Source organism: Paraburkholderia sp. GAS42, from assembly GCF_050436565.1.
Lineage (GTDB): Bacteria > Pseudomonadota > Gammaproteobacteria > Burkholderiales > Burkholderiaceae > Paraburkholderia.
The window spans coordinates 14,473-34,531 of record NZ_JBNDML010000037.1 but is presented as its reverse complement, the minus strand read 5'-3'; the positions used below and the strand labels follow the sequence as shown (position 1 = coordinate 34,531).

At 59.7% G+C, this 20,059-nt stretch carries 18 protein-coding genes and 2 pseudogenes; 12 read left to right on the top strand and 8 right to left on the bottom strand.

Annotation, left to right across the window (positions count from 1 at the left end; all coding sequences use genetic code 11):
• Positions 1-96: 96 nt before the first annotated feature.
• On the bottom strand, positions 97-1,134 hold the full coding sequence (locus P3T16_RS33045; protein WP_429345401.1) for a LysR substrate-binding domain-containing protein: 1,038 nt from the start codon (positions 1,132-1,134) through the stop codon (positions 97-99).
• Between the two features lie 225 nt (positions 1,135-1,359).
• Complete coding sequence (locus tag P3T16_RS33040) at positions 1,360-1,488, bottom strand: hypothetical protein (protein ID WP_429255336.1); 129 nt, start codon at positions 1,486-1,488, stop codon at positions 1,360-1,362.
• Positions 1,489-2,308: 820 nt separating this feature from the next.
• On the opposite strand from P3T16_RS33040, the gene P3T16_RS33035 reads away from it, so the two are divergent.
• Complete coding sequence (locus tag P3T16_RS33035) at positions 2,309-2,680, top strand: response regulator transcription factor (protein WP_429345400.1); 372 nt, start codon at positions 2,309-2,311, stop codon at positions 2,678-2,680.
• Between the two features lie 44 nt (positions 2,681-2,724).
• Here P3T16_RS33035 and P3T16_RS33030 read toward each other — a convergent pair whose 3' ends face one another.
• The 5 genes and pseudogenes from P3T16_RS33030 to P3T16_RS33010 form a co-directional block, all read right to left on the bottom strand.
• Positions 2,725-3,399 carry a response regulator transcription factor gene (locus tag P3T16_RS33030; protein WP_429345403.1) on the bottom strand — a complete coding sequence of 225 codons (675 nt, stop codon included), beginning with the start codon at positions 3,397-3,399 and terminating at the stop codon, positions 2,725-2,727.
• Between the two features lie 692 nt (positions 3,400-4,091).
• On the bottom strand, positions 4,092-5,645 hold the full coding sequence (locus P3T16_RS33025; RefSeq protein WP_429345399.1) for a DHA2 family efflux MFS transporter permease subunit: 1,554 nt from the start codon (positions 5,643-5,645) through the stop codon (positions 4,092-4,094).
• Between the two features lie 84 nt (positions 5,646-5,729).
• Positions 5,730-7,046: an HlyD family efflux transporter periplasmic adaptor subunit gene (locus P3T16_RS33020; RefSeq protein WP_429345398.1), complete on the bottom strand. Its 1,317-nt coding sequence runs from the start codon at positions 7,044-7,046 to the stop codon at positions 5,730-5,732.
• A 34-nt stretch (positions 7,047-7,080) separates the two neighbouring features.
• The gene (locus P3T16_RS33015) at positions 7,081-8,598 is read right to left on the bottom strand and encodes an efflux transporter outer membrane subunit (RefSeq protein WP_429255569.1); all 1,518 of its coding nucleotides are present in this window, start codon (positions 8,596-8,598) and stop codon (positions 7,081-7,083) included.
• Positions 8,599-8,874: 276 nt separating this feature from the next.
• Positions 8,875-9,180, bottom strand: a pseudogene (locus tag P3T16_RS33010) (lecithin retinol acyltransferase family protein); the annotation flags it as partial.
• Between the two features lie 545 nt (positions 9,181-9,725).
• Between P3T16_RS33010 and P3T16_RS33005 the strand changes: the two are divergent.
• Both P3T16_RS33005 and P3T16_RS33000 read left to right on the top strand, forming a co-directional pair.
• Positions 9,726-9,953: pseudogene (locus P3T16_RS33005) on the top strand (NAD-dependent epimerase/dehydratase family protein); the annotation flags it as partial.
• A gap of 70 nt (positions 9,954-10,023) precedes the next feature.
• Positions 10,024-10,524 carry an Ohr family peroxiredoxin gene (locus P3T16_RS33000; RefSeq protein WP_429255340.1) on the top strand — a complete coding sequence of 167 codons (501 nt, stop codon included), beginning with the start codon at positions 10,024-10,026 and terminating at the stop codon, positions 10,522-10,524.
• A gap of 175 nt (positions 10,525-10,699) precedes the next feature.
• Here P3T16_RS33000 and P3T16_RS32995 read toward each other — a convergent pair whose 3' ends face one another.
• Entirely contained in the window at positions 10,700-10,888 is a 189-nt protein-coding gene (locus P3T16_RS32995) for a hypothetical protein (protein WP_429345397.1), read from the bottom strand.
• 592 nt (positions 10,889-11,480) lie between these two features.
• Between P3T16_RS32995 and P3T16_RS32990 the strand changes: the two genes are divergently transcribed.
• The 9 genes from P3T16_RS32990 (at position 11,481) to P3T16_RS32950 (ending at position 19,535) form a co-directional block, all read left to right on the top strand.
• Complete coding sequence (locus P3T16_RS32990; protein WP_429345396.1) at positions 11,481-12,158, top strand: DedA family protein; 678 nt, start codon at positions 11,481-11,483, stop codon at positions 12,156-12,158.
• A 565-nt stretch (positions 12,159-12,723) separates the two neighbouring features.
• Complete coding sequence (locus P3T16_RS32985) at positions 12,724-13,503, top strand: acetoacetate decarboxylase (protein ID WP_429345395.1); 780 nt, start codon at positions 12,724-12,726, stop codon at positions 13,501-13,503.
• Between the two features lie 19 nt (positions 13,504-13,522).
• Positions 13,523-14,305, top strand: a complete 783-nt coding sequence (locus P3T16_RS32980) for a 3-hydroxybutyrate dehydrogenase (RefSeq protein ID WP_429345394.1) — start codon at positions 13,523-13,525, stop codon at positions 14,303-14,305.
• A 16-nt stretch (positions 14,306-14,321) separates the two neighbouring features.
• A complete protein-coding gene (locus P3T16_RS32975) occupies positions 14,322-15,620 on the top strand; it encodes a DUF3734 domain-containing protein (protein WP_429345393.1) in 1,299 nt (432 codons plus the stop codon).
• 318 nt (positions 15,621-15,938) lie between these two features.
• The gene (locus P3T16_RS32970) at positions 15,939-16,595 is read left to right on the top strand and encodes a sigma factor-like helix-turn-helix DNA-binding protein (RefSeq protein WP_429345402.1); all 657 of its coding nucleotides are present in this window, start codon (positions 15,939-15,941) and stop codon (positions 16,593-16,595) included.
• A 187-nt stretch (positions 16,596-16,782) separates the two neighbouring features.
• On the top strand, positions 16,783-17,262 hold the full coding sequence (locus P3T16_RS32965; protein ID WP_429255346.1) for a carboxymuconolactone decarboxylase family protein: 480 nt from the start codon (positions 16,783-16,785) through the stop codon (positions 17,260-17,262).
• A gap of 62 nt (positions 17,263-17,324) precedes the next feature.
• The gene (locus P3T16_RS32960) at positions 17,325-17,732 is read left to right on the top strand and encodes a cupin domain-containing protein (RefSeq protein ID WP_429345392.1); all 408 of its coding nucleotides are present in this window, start codon (positions 17,325-17,327) and stop codon (positions 17,730-17,732) included.
• A gap of 51 nt (positions 17,733-17,783) precedes the next feature.
• The gene (locus tag P3T16_RS32955; protein ID WP_429345391.1) at positions 17,784-18,161 is read left to right on the top strand and encodes a DUF4148 domain-containing protein; all 378 of its coding nucleotides are present in this window, start codon (positions 17,784-17,786) and stop codon (positions 18,159-18,161) included.
• A 165-nt stretch (positions 18,162-18,326) separates the two neighbouring features.
• A complete protein-coding gene (locus P3T16_RS32950; protein WP_429345390.1) occupies positions 18,327-19,535 on the top strand; it encodes an NAD(P)/FAD-dependent oxidoreductase in 1,209 nt (402 codons plus the stop codon).
• Positions 19,536-20,059: the final 524 nt, after the last annotated feature.

The window sequence follows — 20,059 nt, the reverse complement described above, 5'->3', positions numbered from 1 at the left end:
TCCAACCAGCGTTACATCTTGCATGATGGCCTCCCAGGAAAAGAGAACACCCTACCGCACTACCCGCGCGCAGGGCGGGGGTGACCATCTCATTATTCATGCCGCCATCTTCTCTGTCGAAGTCTCGGTGTCATCCGCGTTAAAGCCGGTCAGGTAATTCAGATTGAGTGCGCGGATCTGCTCGGTCATGAAGTCGACAAACACACGAATGCGTGACGGCAAATGCTGTCGGCAGAGATAGCAGATGTAGTGACCCCGGTCGTCCGGCACGTACGGCCTTAAAGCCATGACGAGCTCATTGCGCGCGATGTAATCGCATATTTGATATCCGGGCATCTGGGCGATTCCGCGACCTTCCAGGACCGCCTTCAGTACCAGGTCTGTGTCATTGAAGGTCAGTCTGGCGGTCGGCAGATACTTTCGCATATGGCCGTCTACCTTGAACTCCCACTCAAGGGCGCGCCCGCTGGAGAATCTCAAGTTGATACAGTCGTGCTCACCCAGATCTTCAAGGGTGGATGGCAGTCCCCGCTTTTCGGCATAGGCACGGGATGCGCAGACTACCATCTGCATTGGAATCAACCGTTTCGCAATGATGCAGGAGTCCTCGATGCATCCATCGCGAAACGCGACATCGATCTGTTCTGCGGGGAAATCTGCTGGCCTGTCATCCAGTAGCAGATCGACCGCGATATCGGGGTAGACCTCGGAGAACCTGAAAAGCAGCGGAGCAACCACCTTGCGTCCAAATCCAACTGTCGAACTGATGCGAAGCAAGCCGCGAGGCGGACCATGGCGGAGATCCAGCATATCGTTCATTGCCTCGACGATATGGGCCACGCCCTGGTTGCAGTTCTCAAAGAACCTCTCGCCCTCTTGCGTCAGGTTTGTTGTCCTCGTCGTTCGGAGAAACAGGCGAGTGCTTAGCTGCATTTCAAGCTTCTGAACATTTCGACACACAGCCGAGCGTCCGATCCCCAATCGCTCGCCGGCTTTGACGAAGCTTCCCTCTGTAGCGACCGCCATGAACGCGATGATCCCCGCGTAGCTCGTCGCGAAACAGGTAGACAAAGCGTCAGCGCTATCTGGCAGACCAACGTGAAAGCCGCGCTGCGATGTATCCGATTGATCCATTGATGGCTCCTACTATTGACACATGCATGGCAGTGCCGTCGGGGGCGCCAGCATGCGTTCTGGAATCGACAACGACTGTCGTGTTGTTGCACCTATGATGTGGCGGTCATTGACGCAGCCCCAGCAGGAATGCAAACGGTAGCGCGTGCAGCAGGACGTCGAGCCCGGACAACGCACGCAAATGAAGAACGTTCACGGCGCTCATTCAGATTTGCGTTGCGCCAGCTATTGCAGGCAAATGCGGCGCAGGTCCACTGTTCGCCGATACACGTTTCTGTTAAGCCACGGTACAAACGTGTACTCGTCGTACGCATTTCCGCCGACCAGGATCCAGTTGTGCAGTCTGTTGAACATGGCTTGTCTCCTCAAAACTGGCCGTCACACCACACGGCGTGCTGGGAGCGCACAGCGCGATCGCACCGGCCATGAGACAAAGATAGGCGCGCGGGCGCCACAAAACCATTCTACGGACGGGTGGTGCTGCCCCTACATAGGCTTCGAACGCTCATACCAGGGTATAACCCGCGGGACCGGGGCACGCGCCGCAAGGTGTCTGCGCGCTTCAGTCGCGAAGCGTCGGTTTCGTGCGTACGGTGTCTAGAGTGTAGTGAGGAACATATCTCGTGTTGACGCTCAACAGTCTCATAAGCATGCTCGTTTCGTCTCAAGCACACAGCGAGCAACGTATGCCACGGTAGGGAGTACCGACGCGGCGAGGGTCGACGCGAGAGACAACAGACGAAGAAAGTCTGCTCATATTGCGTCCCTGCTGCCCTTGCAACTGCACACGACGCATCGGCCGCCCTGTGGTGAGGATCCTGCGCATCGTCGAGGAAACAACCGGAAACAACCGCTGTGGCACAAGCGCCGGCGGTCTGCATGTGCCGATCAGGATGTGTAGCACTCTACTCATACGGCCGCGATGCAAGGAACGCCAGGACTCATATTAAAGTATGAGTTTGCCGTTTCAGCGGACCTGAAAGCCGTACCTGGCCTCGACGGCCTTCGAGCAGGATTGAGCGATGTGCTTGCGGCGCACTAATACGTTTGTATGATTCTCGGTCACCGGTATGAGAATTACGATGGGTATCGTAGACGCACGCGGTGGCGTTCTTGCTGCGCGCGGCGGTGTTCTGGCTATGCGCCCTCCCTTTCCTAAAAGTCGAGGCTGGTTTTGTGTTCTGCTCAGATAGTCGCGATTGTCGATGACGACGAGGCCGTCCGCCTCGCGACGGAGACTCTTGTACGCTCGTTCGGCAGGCATACACGCCTGTTCGCATCCGCGGAGGAATTCTTGCAATCCGGCCACATCGCCGAGACGTCGTGCCTGATCTCCGACATCATGATGCCCGGCATGTCGGGGATCGCGATGCACGACCGCGTACTGGCACTCGGATATGCGCCGCCGACCATATTCATCACGGCGTTCCCGGGGGCCGACCTGAAGGCGAAGGCGCTGGCGAACGGCGCGCTGGCTGTACTCGACAAGCCGGTTGATGTCGACGCCATCACACATTGGCTCAGCGTCGCGCTGGACCTGCCGTAGCGGATCGACGACAGGCCGGAACGGCGCTCCCGATCTCGCCGATTTCAAGACGACTTCTGGGGCCGTGGATTAACGCCCAGTGATTCTGATTTTCTGACGAGATCCGCGACGGATCGCGCCGCCATCTTTTTCATTACCTGGCCTCGGTGAATCTTCACGGTAATCTCACTGAGATTCATTTCGGAGGCAATTTGCTTGTTCATCAGTCCGGCCACGACGAACCCCATGACTTCTCGTTCGCGCGGTGTCAGCGAGTCGTAGGCGGCACGAAGCGCCGCGATCGATTGTTCGGCCGCAAGACGCTCACCGTCGCGCGCCAACGCATTAGTGACTGCGTCCAGCATGTCCTGGTCGCGAAACGGCTTCGCGAAGAAGTCGACTGCCCCAGCTTTCATGGCCTTGACTGTCATCGCGATATCGCCATGCCCTGTCATGAATACGATCGGCATGTGCACACCGCTCTTCGCAATCTGTTCCTGAAAGGCAAGACCGCTTTCGCCGCGCAGCCTGACATCGAGAACCAGGCAACTGGGCGCATCGCACTTCGGGAAAGCAAGAAAGTCCTGCGACGATTCGAATGTCTCCACGCGTAGCCCGACCGAGCGCAGCAGACCGGCGAGGGCGAATCGCATCCCCTCGTCGTCGTCTACCACATAGACCACTGGCTCCTTGCGGTCGTGTGGGCCCTGGACCGAAGTCGAATGCGGCCCCAAACTCATCTCGCCTCCTTCCGCCCGACCGGCCGTGCACGCAGCGGCGGGTCTGACAATGTCGTCCATGACGCCGCGAGCAGCAATGGACCCGTTCCGGCGAATCCGTCCTTCGTGACGGCGTCCATCCATGCCAGGTACGCGCCACCGACCGCTGACGTGCCCGTCGGTGGTTCTGGGCCGGTCGTCCAGAGTCGACCGCCGGATACACTCACGTTGTGTTTCTCGTCTGACAGTTGCACGTCACCGCCAGCGATCACCGTAGGTATTCTAGTACGACTGTGTTAGCGCGACGTGAAGTCGCGTAGAGGATTGTTCATCTGGGTTCGCCCGGAAGAGAAACCGATGAAACCGATTGTTCCGTCAATCGGAAGCTGCCCGGTGCGTCCTGGGTGGGTGACGACTCGGTGTGAAGCCACCGGAACAATGTAACTCGTTCCGTGAACGGCGGTACGCCTGCGAGGAAGTGCCGTTTTCTGCGAGCGCCAGGGCGGATGGGGTGTCCGGTTGAGCAGCACGGTTAGCCAGGCAAGCCAAAGGCGCTGTCAGGCTTGGGCCTAAAAGGCATGCGGCCGGATGTCCCGCTTGACACTCGGGACACACGGACATTGTGACTGTCGGCTGTTTGCTCCGGGCAATCTATGGATGGCGTAAGCGTCTACCGGCGCTATCGCGGATGCCAGCGGCAAGCTGCGAAGGCCTCAATGCGCACCCGCCGCCGCACCATGGCCGCCCTTGCCGGGCCTGGTCAGCCAGACCAGCGGAATGATCACAATGAAGATCATCGACGAGAGCCAGAAGATATCATTCAGTCCGAGCATCGCGGCCTGCGCATTCAGCGAGTGCCCGAAGAACGCCGCGGCCTGATCCGTGCCGCCGCCGAGCGTCGCATGCAGGTTCGCGACGGCGCTCATATAGTCGGGGTTGTTCACACTCGACTGTTCGGCGAGTCGCGCATGGTGCAGGATCGTGCGATCGTTCCAGCCCGTGGAGATCAACGATGTGCCGACGCCGCCCGCGAACACGCGCACAAAGTTGGACAGGCCGGCGGCCGCCGGAATCTTGTCGGGTGACAGCCCGGACAGGATGATCGCGGTAAGCGGCGTAAAAAAGAGCGCCATGGGAATGCCTTGCAGCAGCGTCGGCAGCACCAGGGTATAAGGGTCGACGCCCGTCGTGTAATGCGAACGCATGAAGAACACGCCTGCAAAGCCGAGGAAGGCCAGCGTCGCGAGGACCCGCGCATCGGACTTCGGCATGATCTTCGCCATCACGGGCGCAAGCAGCACGGCGAAGATGCCGAGCGGCGCCGTCACGAGACCGGCATCCACCGAACGATAGCCGAGATAACCCTGAATCCACTGCGGTAAGATCACGAGGTTCGAGAAGAACACCGCGTACGAGACCGAGATCGCAATCGTGCCGCCGCGGAAATTGCGTTCTGCAAAGAGGCGAAGATCGACGATCGGGTTCTTCTCCGTGAACTCCCAGATCAGGAAGAACAGGAAGCTGATGGCAGCGATGACGGCGAGCGTGCAGATCACAGGCGAGTTGAACCAGTCGAGATCCTTGCCCTTGTCGAGCATGATCTGCAGCGACGCGACCCATGCGATCAGCGACAGCAGGCCGACCTTGTCGATGGGGAGCTTGCGCGTCGGCGATTCGCGGTCGCGGTAGATCAGCCACGTCACGGCGGCGGCAAACAGGCCCACTGGAATGTTGATATAGAAGATCCACGACCAGCTATAGCTATCGGTGATCCAGCCGCCCAGCGCGGGACCCGCAATCGGCCCGACCGTCGCCGTCATCGCCCACAGCGACAGCGCCGTCGAACTTTTTTCCTTCGGATACGAGCCGAGCAGAATGGCCTGCGAGAGCGGAATCAGCGGGCCCGCAACGGCACCCTGCAACACGCGCGAAGCGAGCAGCACGATCAGGTTCGGCGCAACGCCGCACAGCCATGACGAGAACACGAACAGCAGGATCGCGGCCACGAACAGCCTGATCTGGCCGACGCGCTGCGTGAGCCAGCCCGTCAGCGGAATGGCGACGGCATTGGCCGCCGAGAAGAGGGTGATCACCCACGTGCCTTCGTCGACGGATACGCCGAGATTGCCCGAGATGGTTGGAATTGCAACGTTGGCAATGGATGAATCGAGCACGTTCATGAACGTCGCGAGCGCGACGGCGAGTGTCGCAAGGACCAGCTTTCCGCCTGTCAGCGGAGGCGGTGCAAGTTGCATCGAGGGATTCATGTTGCTTCCAGTCTGAAGTTTTCGACAGGTCCGGCGTACTGACCTGCCAGGACGCGACTGCGAGGCGCGCCCCCGGGATGCGATTTAACCTGCGCGCTGTTTAGTGCCGCTCTTGTCGCTTGCGTCGCGCTTTGCGGAAAACTTCGACGATACGACGTTGCCCGCGGACCCCGTATGCAAAGGGACAATGTTCTGCGCGATGATCTTCTCGATCTCGGCATCTGCCTGCGCGCCGTATTCGGCAAACACATCCGTGCGATACGACGTGTTCATGGCCGCGCCGAGCTGCGGGCCCGTGTTGTTGCGCGTATCCACATCGACTTCCATCGACAGGCCGATACGCAGCGGATGCGCTTCGAGTTCCTTCTGATCGAGCTGGATGCGCGCGGGCAGACGCTGCACGATCTTGATCCAGTTGCCCGTCGCGTTCTGCGCGGGCAAGGTCGCGAACGCGCTGCCCGTGCCCGCCGAGAAGCCGACGACGCGGCCGTGATACTCAACCTTGCCGCCATACACATCAGCCGTCAGCGTGACGGGTTGACCGATGCGCATGTTGCGCAACTGGCTTTCCTTGTAGTTCGCATCGACCCACACGCCGTCGAGCGGCACGATCGCCATCAACGGCGTGCCCGACGACACGCGCTGGCCGACCTGCACCGAACGTTTCGCGACATAGCCGGTGACGGGCGCGGGCAACGTGTTGCGCGCATACGCAAGATACGCATCGCGCACTTTCGACGCGGCGGCCTGCACGTTCGGGTGCTGCTCGATCGTCGTGCGGTCGGTCAGCGCCCGGTTGGCTTCAGCCTGTTGACGTGCGGCGTCGAGCGCGGCCTGTGCGGCCGTCACGGTGTCGCGGGCGTGCGCGATATCTTCGGCCGACACGGCGCCCGTATCAGCGACGGCCTGGCGGCGGCGCAGATCGTCCTGCGCGCGGGCCAGATCCGACTGCTTCTGCGCGGCGTTCGCGGCATAGAAATCGTTGTTCACATACAGGCTGCTCACCTGCCGCACGGTCTGTCCCAGCGTCGCTTCTGCGTTGCCGAGCGCGACTTTCGCATCCGCGTTATCGAGCGTGACCACGGGATCGCCTGCCTTCACAATCTGTGTATCGTCCGCATTCACGGCAAGGACAGTGCCTGTCACCTGCGGCGTCAGCTGCACGAGATTGCCGCTGACGTACGCGTCGTCAGTGGATTCGTGATAGCGCGCATATGTCATGTAGTACGCGCCATAAGCCGCCGCCGACATGACGACAGCCACGCCGAGCAGCGCGAGCAGCGCCTTGCGCTTGCGTGCGTTTGGTTCGTCCGCGACTCCGGCTTTCATGTCAGCTGCTGCGTCACGTTTCGCACCTGCCGCGTGGGTCTCCTCGCGCTCCGTTGTGTTGATTTCGCTCATTTCAATTCTCCAGGCAGATTCGGTGGGTAGTCGCTTAGCGCGCGGCGATGACAGGCGTACCGGGTGCGGACGCATCGGCGCGTGGCGCTGCCGCGGAATCTGCGTTCGACGTATCGACGAAACCGCCGCCCAGCGCGGAAGCCAGCGCAATCTGCTGATCGCGACGGTTCATGCGCAAATTCGCGACGGCCTGATCGGCGGAGAGCGCGTTGACGTCGGCGTTCAACACGGTCAGTTGATTCGTGAGACCGGCCTTGTACTGCACGAGCGCGAGTTCGTCGGCTTTGCGGGCGGCGCCCTGCGCGGTCTGCGCATCGACAAGCTGCGCATCCGTCGAACGCACGTCCGCGAGCTGCGTGGCGACTTCGCTCAGCGCGGTCACGAGCGTCTGGTTGTAGGTCGCGACGGCGTAATCGAAGTCGGCGTAGCGACCCTTCAGTTGCGCGCGCAGCTCGCCTGCGTCGAAGATGGGCAGGTGGATTGCCGGACCGATCGATGCCGTGCGGCTCGCCGCCGTCAGGAAGCGGCCGAAGCCGAATGCGTCGAGCCCGATCGCGGCGCTCAGGTTGATGTCGGGATAGAACTCGGCCTTCGCTTCCTTCACGTCGTGCGTCATCGCATCGACGCGCCAGCGCGCGGCCACGATATCGGGGCGGCGACCCACGAGATCGGCGGGCAGGTTGTCGGGCAGGTGCACTTCGTCGCCTGTGCCGAGCGTTGGGCGCGTGATCTGCAAACCACGGTCCGGACCCGCGCCGAGCAGCGCGGCGATCTGATAGCGCGTCGTGAGAATCTGTCCGTCGAGCGATTTCAGCGCGGCGCGGCTCGTCGCCAGATTGGCCTGTGCGGTCTTGCGCTCGACCTCCGTATCCAGACCTGTCGCGATACGGGCCGTCGTGATGCGGTCGATCTGCTCGCGCTGCGTGATTTCCTCTTGCGCGATGTCGCGCAGCACATACAGGCGCGCAAGCTGGTTGTACGTGCGGGCAATCGACGTCGTCAGCGTCTCTTTCACGACTTCCGCGTCGGCCCGGCTCGCCTGAAGCTGCGAGATCGCCGCTTTCAGCGCTTCGCGATTCTTGCCCCACAGATCGAGATCATAGGATGCGCTCAGCAGGCCCTTGTTCTCCGTCTGCCACGAGCCGCCAAACGGAGGCGGCACAAAGGTTGTACTCGAGAACTGTTGACGCGTGAGCGAATAGCTCGCGTCGACGCGCGGCATCGTGCTCGCCTTCGCCGTTTCGCTGTATGCGGATGCAGCTGCAACGCGGGCTCGCGCCAGGTCGAGCGTCAGACTGCTCTTCAATGATTCGTCGATCAGCGCCTTCAGTTGCGCATCGCCGAACTGGTCGGCCCAGTTGGCGGCAGGCCAATAGCCTTGTTCGGCGGGAAGGCTATGCTGCGTCGCATACTGCTGCGGCTCGGCCGTTTTAGCGTCGCTGTGGATGCCGGCGTAGTTCACACAGGCCGATAGCACCGCCGCGAACATCACCGATACACCCAGTATCAGTGCGCGTGATGCGCGCTGTCTGATGTTTGACTGCCTGTTCATTTTTGGCCTGTCAGATCGTTGAGTAAAAAAATGCTTCGTAGAAAATCGTGGTGCACATCCGGTGCGCCCCCGGCCACACGAGACGCGACCTGAACCGTGACTGTCCAGACGAGCCGGCCTCGCGAGATCACGGAAGGTGTCCCTCACAAGGGCAAACAACGTCTTGATACCTGCCGATGGATTCCTTAAGCATCGACGTACCTGCTCACTGCGCCCGACACCCAGCACACACCATGTGCAAAAGTGTTCGCAGTTGTTGGTCAGCAATTGATATTCATCTTCGCCGAGGCGGGACCTGGCCCTCTCCACGGCATCTATTCCGGTATAAATGGCGTCTGGTTCAGACCGAACTTTTATACCTTTTCCTGCCGCAAAGCCGCGCAACGGAATATATTCAATGGGACACCGTTTCGCGGAATGGTAAAAGCCCCCGTAGTGAATAACCTGCCCATTCCCCGCATAGATTCCGTGGTGTGTATAGCCTTCCCGCTCACTAATAAGATGGGCACCAACTTCGATAGCGCGTTCTGTGCGGATCAACGCCGGCGAAGTTGCCAGGCAATCAATAAATGGAGTTTCCATGGCGAACCGCACCTTTCCCTCGTCATGCTTCGCGGACGACCGAAGATCGCGATTTGGGTAGTGGATATCAGGCTTCAGAGAATGCCGCTGAACGAAATGGCGATTGCAAGCCCGACATTGACCGCAGATAGCGTGATCCAGCCAACTAGCACCAACAGAGGTCTGAGACGAAACATGATGTTCTCCACTAACGACCTCAACCACCCGTCAACTCAGTCGAGTCAACCGCGTTGCGATGTCGGAATGGTAGGTGCCGAATCCCTGCCTTGGTAGATACACATCGGAACACTCACCGTTGCCGCGTCGACACCAATTGGCGCCGCCGGGGCACCGCCCCCGAAGTCAGCGGCTCTTGTCGATACCCATGCGCGCTAGCGCGGTATCAGCCTCACTTCGAGCCCATGACGAGGTGCTCCAATTTCATCTGCGTATCTGGATTGGTGACAAACTGGAAACACCATGAGTCCCTGGACGGCTCTACCTTCACCATCCGCGCTCACCTACTATTGACGCAGGGGTGTCCCGCAGTCTCACCAGGAATCAAGATGCACGGTGAGCATCTCGTTATGGGCGGTACCGGCCTGATCGGCAGTAAGGTCGTCGCGCGGCTTACTGCGCAGGGTCACGGCGTAGCTGCCGCGTCGCCACAAACTCGTATGAGCGCGCTGACTGGCGAAGGCCCGGTCAAGGCGCTTGCTGGCGCACAGGTCGTAGTAGATGACACCAACTCGCCGTCATTCGGGGATGATGCTGTCCTGAACTTCTTCCAGACCTGGTAACACAGGCTTCGACGAATGGATGACGGAGAGTCGGAACGCTTGTCACGGATCTCGGGAACACATCATGGACAACGAGAAGCTGCATGCCCCCCCGCTTTCCCTCCTCGACAGGTATCGCGGCCGGGATTTTGATCCTCTGTACACAACAACTGTCACCGTTTCCGGCGGCGAGACGGGACACGGCCGTGCATCTGGAGTGGCCCGTTCAGATGACGGGAACCTTGTTGTGGATCTGCGGCTGCCCGAGGAGTTCGGAGGACCCGGTACCGGGACCAATCCCGAGCAGTTGTTCGCCGCAGGCTTTGCCGCGTGCTTTCACGGGGCGCTCAACCTGCTCGGGACACGCGCCGCGATGGAGATCAACGATACTGTTGTGGAGGTGCAGGTTTCGTTTGGCCGTGATCCCATGGATGGAGGCTATGCATTGGTCATCGATGTCCGGGTCCGGATGCCGGGTGTTGAGCGATTCGTGGCGGAAGAGCTGGTTCGAAGTGCCGAGCGCTTGTGCCCGTATGCAAAAATGGCCAGACAAGGGACCGTCAATATCGTGACCGTTGTTGACTGACGCGAGATGCACGTTCCTGTGGCGAGAGCGTGCGGAGCGCAGTGGTGACAGACTGCATCTTTGCAACCAGCCTTGTTACCCCGAGCGTGTAGCGCATGCCGTCAGTCGATTGGGTTCGTGTCAACCGGCTGATGCATACGGATCGCCATGCGTTTCCATTGATCACTGCCACGGTTCACGTCAATTCCACGATTTCCTCGTCGTTGAAATGCTCAAGAAGAGCCTGGTACTCGACCTCACGCTCAGCGCAGCTGTCGGGCAGGCGGGTCAACGTCTCTGCTCGTTCTAACGCGGCCTGCTCTATCACATTCCATGCCAGAAGGCGCATGTGATCGCCCGCTGATTGTTGTTCTTCCGGCAACACGGAAACCGCCGTGTGCAGTCTTCTATACGGAACAAGACGCGCATACGATGGCGTTCAGATTCGCTTCGTGCGCTATCAACGCAAACGATTTCCGAATCAATCGGGAAAGCGTACTGACAGACCTCACACAGGTCTTTCCCGCTCGAGCGTTTAACTCAGCCATCGAACCAGAACAAAGATATGAAAACGGTCGCCACTGTCGCTAGCAGCGTTGCTGATGAAACTGCGCTTGAGTTACACGAACTTGATCGAAGGACGACGCAAACAGCAAGGTGCACGTCCGAAGAATCCGAGGTGAACAATGGAACATCCAGACTTGGCGTTGTTTCCGACCTTGACTTTAGAAAGCCGTCGTCGTTACACGATGACGTGTTACGGAGTTTTTTGCGGACCTCTGAAGCGCATCTGCTTTCGGTCGCTTCCGCCGACTAACGGATAGTCCGATAACGTAAATGGATTTTGCTTCTTGCCTCGGCAATTGACCAAGACGAGAGGTCCAACACTCTGATCACCGTCGTTACGGCATGCATTTCTCAACGTATTCGAGTCAGCTCGATACGGCCACGACGAAATCAATTTTCAGGATGGCAAAATGTTTTCCCATGAGCTGCTTTCTCGGTACGGAGCGTTGATCGTATTCTTAAGCGTACTTGCCTCATCGCTCGGCCTGCCGTTTCCTTCCATCACGACGCTAATGACGATCGGCGCGAGCATCGCCGTTGCGAGATATGACCTCGCGCGTACACTGCTTCACTCCGTCATTCTGCTCGGCGCCGCCGTTTCCGGTGGCGTTCTTGGCGACCTCCTCTGGTTTCAAGGCGGCAAGCGCTACGGCACACGTGCCCTCCAGCTGGTATGCAAACTGTCGTTCACGGGGCAACCGTGCGTTACACGATTCGAGTACTTCTTTTCTCGACGCGGCGCGCGTGCGTTGATGATTGTCCGCTTTGTGCCCGGGCTTTCGCTGATCGCCGTTCCTCTTTGCGGGGCCATGGCGATCAAAACGCGTTCTTTTATTTTGTACGACTGCGCCAGCGTAAGCATATGGGCATGCGCTGGTCTCCTCGCGGGCGCGTTGTTCGCCGGTCGAATCGACGCATTGTTCGCACACCTTCGTCAATCTGGATGGCAGGTGTCGTTGTTGGGCATCGTCCCAGTGGTCCTCCTTTCCTATATGTGGCTTGCTCGTAGAGCTCGTACACGAACCCTGGTGGCAGATAAGTCACCGGGCACGCCCCCTTGTACCGCCGACATCGCAGGCTATTGCTGATCAACGCGAGATCAAATCGGCACGAACACCGCATGTCATTCCTCAAGCGTCGAATTCATCTTCGCAACGGACTGTAGATCGAACACGGCAACACCTGAACGGTCTTCTCCGGCCTACACCCGCCAGCCTGCTTTTGATTGGTGCCGATTGGTGCCAAAGGGGCAACACCGTGAGCCCGTTTGCATGTCTACCGCGCCACGCCGCGGCCACCTACGATGACTTCGTGCGGCGCATTGCCGCTAACGACATCCGCTAAGTGCGGGTGGTCACCGTCGTGCTGATGACGGGCATGGTGGCCGCTGTCGCCGTGGCCAGTGTCCAGGCGGAAAGCGCCGGATCGGCATTCGTCACTAGTCTCATGCGTTAGAAATTCCCGTACCGAATCTGTGCCCTCGCAATCAAGGATACGTTGTCGCGATAACGCTTTAGAAATCGTAAGAAGGGTATCCGTCGAGGCATCGATATCAACAGGCGCGTTTGCAATCTATCTCTTCTGCCAGGGGAGGCGCGCTGGTGCACGCATGTTTATCGGTGGTTCTTTTTTAACATTTACCAGGACTATTTTATGAAAGTCGCAGACATCCACAAGAACGCATATGCGATGCCCGTGCATAACCCCTCGTATCCGCGTCCGCCGTTTCGCTTCCTCAATCGCGAGTACTTCATCATTTCATACGAGACCGACATCGATGCGCTGCGCGCCGTCGTTCCAGAGCCGCTGACGGTCGACAGCGGTCTGGTCCATTACGAGTTCATCCGCATGCCGGACTCGTCCGGTTTCGGCAACTACACCGAAAGCGGTCAGGTGATCTCGGTGATCGATGACGAAGGCCGCAAGGCCGGCTACACGCATGCGATGTATCTGGACGATGAAGGTCCGATTGCAGGCGGCCGGGAAATCTGGGGCTTCCCGAAGAAGCTCGCTTCGCCGCGCCTGAGCATCGACGGCAACGACACGCTGCTCGGCACCCTCGACTACGGGACGCAACGGGTCGCGACCGGCACGATGGGCTATAAATTCCGTCCCCTGAATATCGAGGCCGAGCGGAGGAAGCTGGCAGATACGCCGAACTACCTGCTGAAGGTCATTCCGCACGTCGACGGCTCGCCGAGGATCTGCGAGCTGGTCCGCTTCTATCTTCGGGACGTGACAGTGCTGGGCGCATGGGAAGGTCCCGCCGCGCTCGAACTGCAAGCACATGCGCTGGCGCCCGTCGCCGACCTCCCGGTCAGGAAAGTCGTGGGCGCGCGGCACGTCGTCGCGAATCTCACCCTCGATATCGGCGAGGTTGCCTACGACTACCTCGCCCCCGACGAAGCACTCAAGCTCGCCGTCAACCAGTAACTCACGGAGGAAATAGATCATGTCGTTGCAAGGAAAGGTCGCGCTCGTCACGGGCGCAGCAAGCGGTATCGGTGAACAATGCGCGCGCACGCTGGCTGCGAATGGCGCGGCGGTGGTGATTGCGGACCTGAATCTGGCGAGCGCGCAGCAGGTCGCGGACAGTATCGTCGCCGCGGGTGGAAAAGCACTTGCGGTGTCGATGGACGTCACGAGCGAAGAAGCGGTCAACGCCGGTATCGAAGACGCAGTTGGCAAACTTGGCGGCATCGATGTGCTGGTGTCGAACGCGGGCATCCAGATTGTCAACCCGATTGAAGACTACGCCTTTTCCGACTGGAAGAAGATGCTCGCCATTCACCTGGATGGCGCGTTTCTGACCACGAAGGCTGCTATCAGGCATATGTACGCTTCTGGAAAGGGCGGCTCCATCATCTACATGGGCTCCGTTCATTCACACGAAGCGTCGAAGCTGAAGTCGGCTTACGTCACCGCCAAGCACGGTCTGCTGGGTCTTGCTCGGGTCGTCGCAAAGGAAGGCGGTCCGCGCGGCGTGAGAGCGAACGTTGTATGTCCGGGCTTTGTCCGTACTCCACTGGTTGACAAGCAGATTCCGGAACAGGCGAAAGCGCTTGGTATTTCCGAGGCGGAAGTCGTGAAGAACGTGATGCTGAAGGAAACCGTGGACGGCGAATTCACGACCGCAGCCGACGTCGCGGAGACGGTGGCGTTTCTCGCCGGATTCGAATCGGCGGCGCTGACCGGACAGTCGGTCGTAGTCAGCCATGGCTGGTTCATGCAATGAGCACCGGGAGATAGACATGCATCGCAGTCAACGCAACGAAACCAGGCTGGCGAGTCCCCTGGAGCTGCCGCACTATGACGAAGTGGCGCTGGTCCTGCAGGGCGGCGGCGCGCTGGGTTCCTATCAGGCAGGCGTGGTTGAAGGGCTGGCGGAAGGCGGCATCGGGTTGACGTGGATATCGGGCATCTCGATTGGTGCGTTGAACACCGCCATCATCGCTGGCAACGCGCCGGAGGATCGCGTAGAAGCGTTGCGCGGATTCTGGAACACCATCAGCCAGCCCACGGACCTGGTAGGCCATGTGGGCGCCTGGTGGCCGGCGACATTCGGTTTTTTGGACCTCGCGCAGAAATGGTCGAGCATGTGGGCCGCCAGCCGCACGTTGACGATCGGCCAGAAGGGATTTTTCACGCCGCGCTCGCCAATGGGCACCCTCGGTCTGGCCGTGAACCCGCCCAGCCAGGTCAGCTTCTACGATACGACCGCATTGCGCGCGACGCTGCTGAAGTATGCCGATTTCGACCGGATCAACGACGGCGATATCCGTGTCTCGGTCGGCGCGGTCAACGTTCGCACGGGGAACCTGGTCTATTTCGACAATACGAAGATGCGCCTCGCGTCCGAGCATTTCATGGCGTCGGGGGCATTGCCGCCGGGCTTTCCCGCGGTGGAAATCGACGGCGAGTACTACTGGGATGGCGGCCTCGTTTCCAACACGCCGCTGACCGAAATCGCCAGGGAATCGCAGCATAAGGACACGCTGGTGTTTCAGGTGGACCTGTGGAGCGCGCGCGGCAATCTGCCTGGCAATCTCTTCGACGTATCTGCGCGGACCAAGGATATCCAGTACTCGAGCCGGACCCGCACCGTCACAGCGTTCATGGAGAAGAACCGGAAGCATGCCTGTCTCATCAAGGAGCTGCTAAGGCACATCCCGGAGAACATACGGCACACCCATCCGCTCATGAGCAAGGCACAAGAGATCGCCGATGGCAGTGCGGTCAACGTGGTGCACCTGATCTACCAGAGCAAGGCTTTCGAAGGACACTACAAGGACTATGAGTTCAGCACCGAGACGATGGGCGAGCACTGGGAGAGCGGCCTCGCTGACATCCGCCGTTCGTTCCGCAATCCGGACTGGTTCTCCGTTCCGAGTCACGAAGTCGGGTTCGTCACGCATGACGTGCATCGCCTCGAAGCAGTGCCGACGTCCGTTCCTGCCAGGTCGAGCGACGGGGCGCACACCCCCGACGCTACGCCCGACGAGCGGTCTCCGCTCGTTCGCGCGGACAAATTGAACATCGGCGCCACATGAAGCTGGTGCCGGGCCGACGAATTTGTCGAGCACCAGCGAGTCGCACGCAGCCAGATACGCATGCGCGCGACTCGCGCCACCGCCACGTCGCCGTAACGGGGTAATCGTCCAGATCGTGCAGAATCTGGCGGCAGCAGTGCCGCCAATCCGGACGGATGTCACAACTTTTGTGCGCGGAACGTCTTAGAGGAAGGGGGACGTGTTCGCACCCTTCAATGAGGAAGAAATCGACCGGTAGCGCAACGCGTCGCCGCTGCCCTGCGCGAGCCTGAATGACGCGTGCAATGGAGTATCGAGGCCCACCGTTATCTTCAGAGCATCGGAGCAGCCCAATACTTCAGGAGGCATTCCATGACCGACCCGTCTGCTATGCCCGAAGGGGTCAGAGAGCGCGCCGACGACGTCTCCGTGGCATTTCTGATGTTGCTCGAGCGGCTGACCCCGGAAGCACGCGCAGCGTTCCTGCTGCGCGAGGTCTTCGACGCGGACTATGACGAAGTCGCTAAAGCCATCGGCAAGACGGAGGCCGCGTGCCGCCAGCTGGTCAGCCGTGCAAAAGCGCAACTACGCGATGAACGCCCGCGTTACGAAGTGCCGCGCGAGACACATCTCCGCCTGCTGCGTACCTTCGCGCAGGCGCTGGAGCGCGGCGATTTCCCTGCGATCAACGCCTTGCTGGCCGAAGATGCGATGCTGATCGGCGACGGCGGAGGCAAAGTCCCGAGCTCCCTGAAACCGATGGTGGGCGGCCGGCGCATCGCACAGCTTTTCTACGCTTCGTGCCTGCGCTACGGCAGCAAACTCAGCGTCAAGCTCGTGGTGCTCAACGATCAATGGGCCCTTCTGCGCTTTTTCGAAGGCAAGCTCGAATCGGTTCAGTCATTCGAAACGGACGGCGAGCGGATCGTCCGTATTCTGATGCAGCGCAATCCCGACAAGCTGGCGCGTATCGCCGCGGCACACGGCAACACCTGAGCGCTGATATTTCTCCGGCCTGCACCCGCCTGCCGGCTTTTGATTGGTGCCAAAGGGGCAACACCGTGAGCCCGTTTGCATGTCTACCGCGCTACGCCGCGTCCACCTACGATGACTTCGTGCGGCGCATTGCCGCTAACGACATCCGCTAAGCGCGGATGTTCACCGTCGTCGCCAGGGGGAATCCATGACGCAGCGTATCAACTACATTCAGCAATCGCCGGAGCTGTTCAAGAAGTTCCTTGAATTCAGCAATCGGCTGAAGGACAGCGGCATTGAAGAATCGATCCGGGACCTCGTGTCGATCCGGGCGTCGCAGATCAATGGCTGTGGCTTTTGCGTCGACATGCACGTGAAGGAAGCGCGCATGCACGGCGAGCGCGAACTGCGCCTCCATCATCTCGCGATCTGGCGCGAATCGACGCTCTTCGCGCCGCGCGAGCGCGCCGCACTCGCGTGGACTGAAGCTCTGACCACGCTTCCCGAGCATGGCGTGCCCGACGATATCTACGAACGCGTGCGTACCCAGTTCTCCGAGAAGGAACTGTCTGACCTGACGTTCGAGGTGATGGCCATCAACGGTTGGAACCGCGCGAACGTTGCGTTCAGGACCGTGCCGGGTTCGGCCGACAAGGCATTCGGCCTCGACAAGGCGAACCTCGCCTGAACAGTCCAGTTCTTCCGTTCTTCTTCATCTTCGTCCCGCGCGTGCGGGCCGCGTTATCTGGAATGCACACCATGAAGAACACCGCAATCGCAATGCTCGTCGCCGCAGGCGCGCTTATCGGCGTGGCTCGCGCCGCGGCTCCCGAAGCCGTCGTGACCCCGCTGATGACAAAGCCGCTGGACGATTATCCGGGCAAGGAAGCCCTGATGATCACCGTGACCTATCCGCCGGGTTCCGTCGATCCCGTCCATCGGCATCATGCACACGCCTTTGTCTATGTGCTGGAGGGATCGATTGTGATGCAGGTCAAGGGCGGCAAGGAAGTCACGCTGACGCCTGGACAGACCTTCTATGAAGGTCCGAACGATATACACACGGTCGGGCGCAACGCGAGCCAGACCAAACCCGCGAAGTTCATCGTGCTTCTTTTGAAGGACAAGGGCGCGCCTGTTCTTGTGCCGGAGAAGTAGGCACATTCGTGCAGCGACGCTTTGGTTTTGCTTTTCATTGCGCAGTACCGTATGACGCGTTTGAGTAAAACAAGCTCTAATCATTTTCGAGTCCGCATTATGAAACAAAAGATCTATGCAGCACTCGTCGCAGCCGTTCTGAGTATTCCTGTTGTTGCGTCCGCCCAGCAATCGAACGCTGACCTCACGCGCGCCCGAGTACGTGCGGAACTGGTTCAGCTCGAAAAGGCTGGCGACAATCCAACGCGTCGCAACGATCCGCACTACCCGGCCGACATACAGGTCGCCACAGCCCGGCTGCAGGCAACCAATAGCGTTACGCAAAACGCCACAACCTCGGATTACGGAGGCATTGCGGACGGATCCTCACAGGCAGGCACAAGCACCATGGCACGCCTCGTGGAGCGTCCAGTCTACTCCGGTCATTGACCGCGCAGCCGGGCGGTGTCGACCGCGGACAACATCGTGTGAAGTTGTTCGTTCGTCGATCTGTTTCGCTCAGTTATTTCGAAACTGGATTGAGGCAAGGGACCGGTTGTTATGAGTTCGGTGCTTGCCGTCGACTTCGTAATTCTCTAACCGAAGGCAATAATCATGTCGCAGAAGATCTTGATAGTGGGTGCCGGCTTTGCCGGAGTGTGGGGTGCACTAGGGGCAGCTCGCGTGCTCGATGGTGCTGGTATAAGGAACAGTGACGTTGAAATCACCTTGATCTCGCCGAAACCGGAATTGCAGATCCGCCCGCGGCTGTACGAAAGCGAGCCACAGCGGATGGCTGCACCGCTGCGGCCGCTGCTCGACGCCATTGGCGTGAATTTTCTTGAGGGCTGTGTCGAAGAGATTTCCGTTCATGACAAGACGGTGAGTGTCGTGTCGGCTAAGGGGCTAAAGCGTTCGCTCGCGTACGACCGGCTGTTGTTGACCAGCGGCAGCAAGTTGAACAGGCCGCCGGTTCCTGGCCTGGCGGAGTACGCTTTCTCTGTCGATCGTATTGAGGACGCAGTAGCTCTCGACAACCACTTCGCAAATCTGGCGAAACTGCCGGATTTGCCTGCACGCAACACTGTCGCTGTTGTCGGGTGTGGCTTTACGGGTATTGAGGTTGCAACTGAATTGCCTAAACGAATGCGCGAATTGTTTGGCGCTGACGCAGCGGTTCGCGTCGTCGTGATCGGATCTCAGGACGATATTGGTCCCGATCTTGGCCCCAATCCTCGGCCGTATGTATCTGAAGCCTTTGACTCGCTGGGCGTTGGGGCAGTACTTGGATCTGGCGTGGTGTCGGTCGATGCGGACGGGGTTCGCACTGCATCGGGCACCCTTATCGAAGCCAGGACCGTGATCTGGGCGGGCGGCATGCGTGCCAGCTCACTGGCTGCGCAAGTTTCTTCGCGTCTTGATTCGCTGGGACGTGTCGAAGTGGCATTGGATCTTCGCGTGGCAGAAGCACCTGATGTGTTTGTGGCGGGTGATGTGGCGCGCGCGCTGTGCGACGATAACGGGCGCTACGCATTGATGTCCTGTCAGCACGCTATCGTGATGGGGCAATTCGGCGGACACAACGCAGCCGCAGATCTGATCGGTGTCCCGACCCTGGAATATAGGCAGCCGTTCTATGCTACTTGCGTCGACCTTGGCGAATGGGGCGCTATCTATTCGGAAGGTTGGGATCGACAGATCAAACTGACGAACGCCGAAGGCAAGGCGCGCAAACAGATGATCAACACGAAGTGGATCTACCCGCCGGCGCCGAATCGTATCGAAGCACTGGCAGCGGGCAACCCGCAAGCGTCCTTCGGCTAACCTGTTGGCACCGCTTAAGCTGTTGCGGTGAACATGGGACGTGGCGCCACTCGCAAGAACCGGCGAACCTTACTGCAAGCGGCTTTTCACACGACTACTGGCAGATTTTGCACGATTCGGACGATTACCCCGACGTAGGCTGACTCACAGATATCTCCGTGCAAGGATCCCATAAAGCAGTGACGCGAGCACCTTCGAGACCGTGCTTGCGATGAGCGCGAACAGCCATCAACGCAAGCACGAGCGCGTGCGTAGACAAACCAAAGTGTGGTTGCGGCTGCACAACGTACGTCCACATTGATTCATGGGCCGATGATCCCAAGGCTTCCATCTACTTCTTCCCCATGCCGCCCCCTTGGCATGGCCTCCGCCCGCGAAATCGCGGGCGCTTTTTTTGGGGATATCCGCTCGTATGAGCTTCGCAGGCTATTGCAGGTGCGTCACCCTCCGTTCGCAGAATCGCCTTCTCGAGTCGCGAGACTTACTTACCTGTCGTCATGGCGAGCGCGGGGTTGCAGCGCACG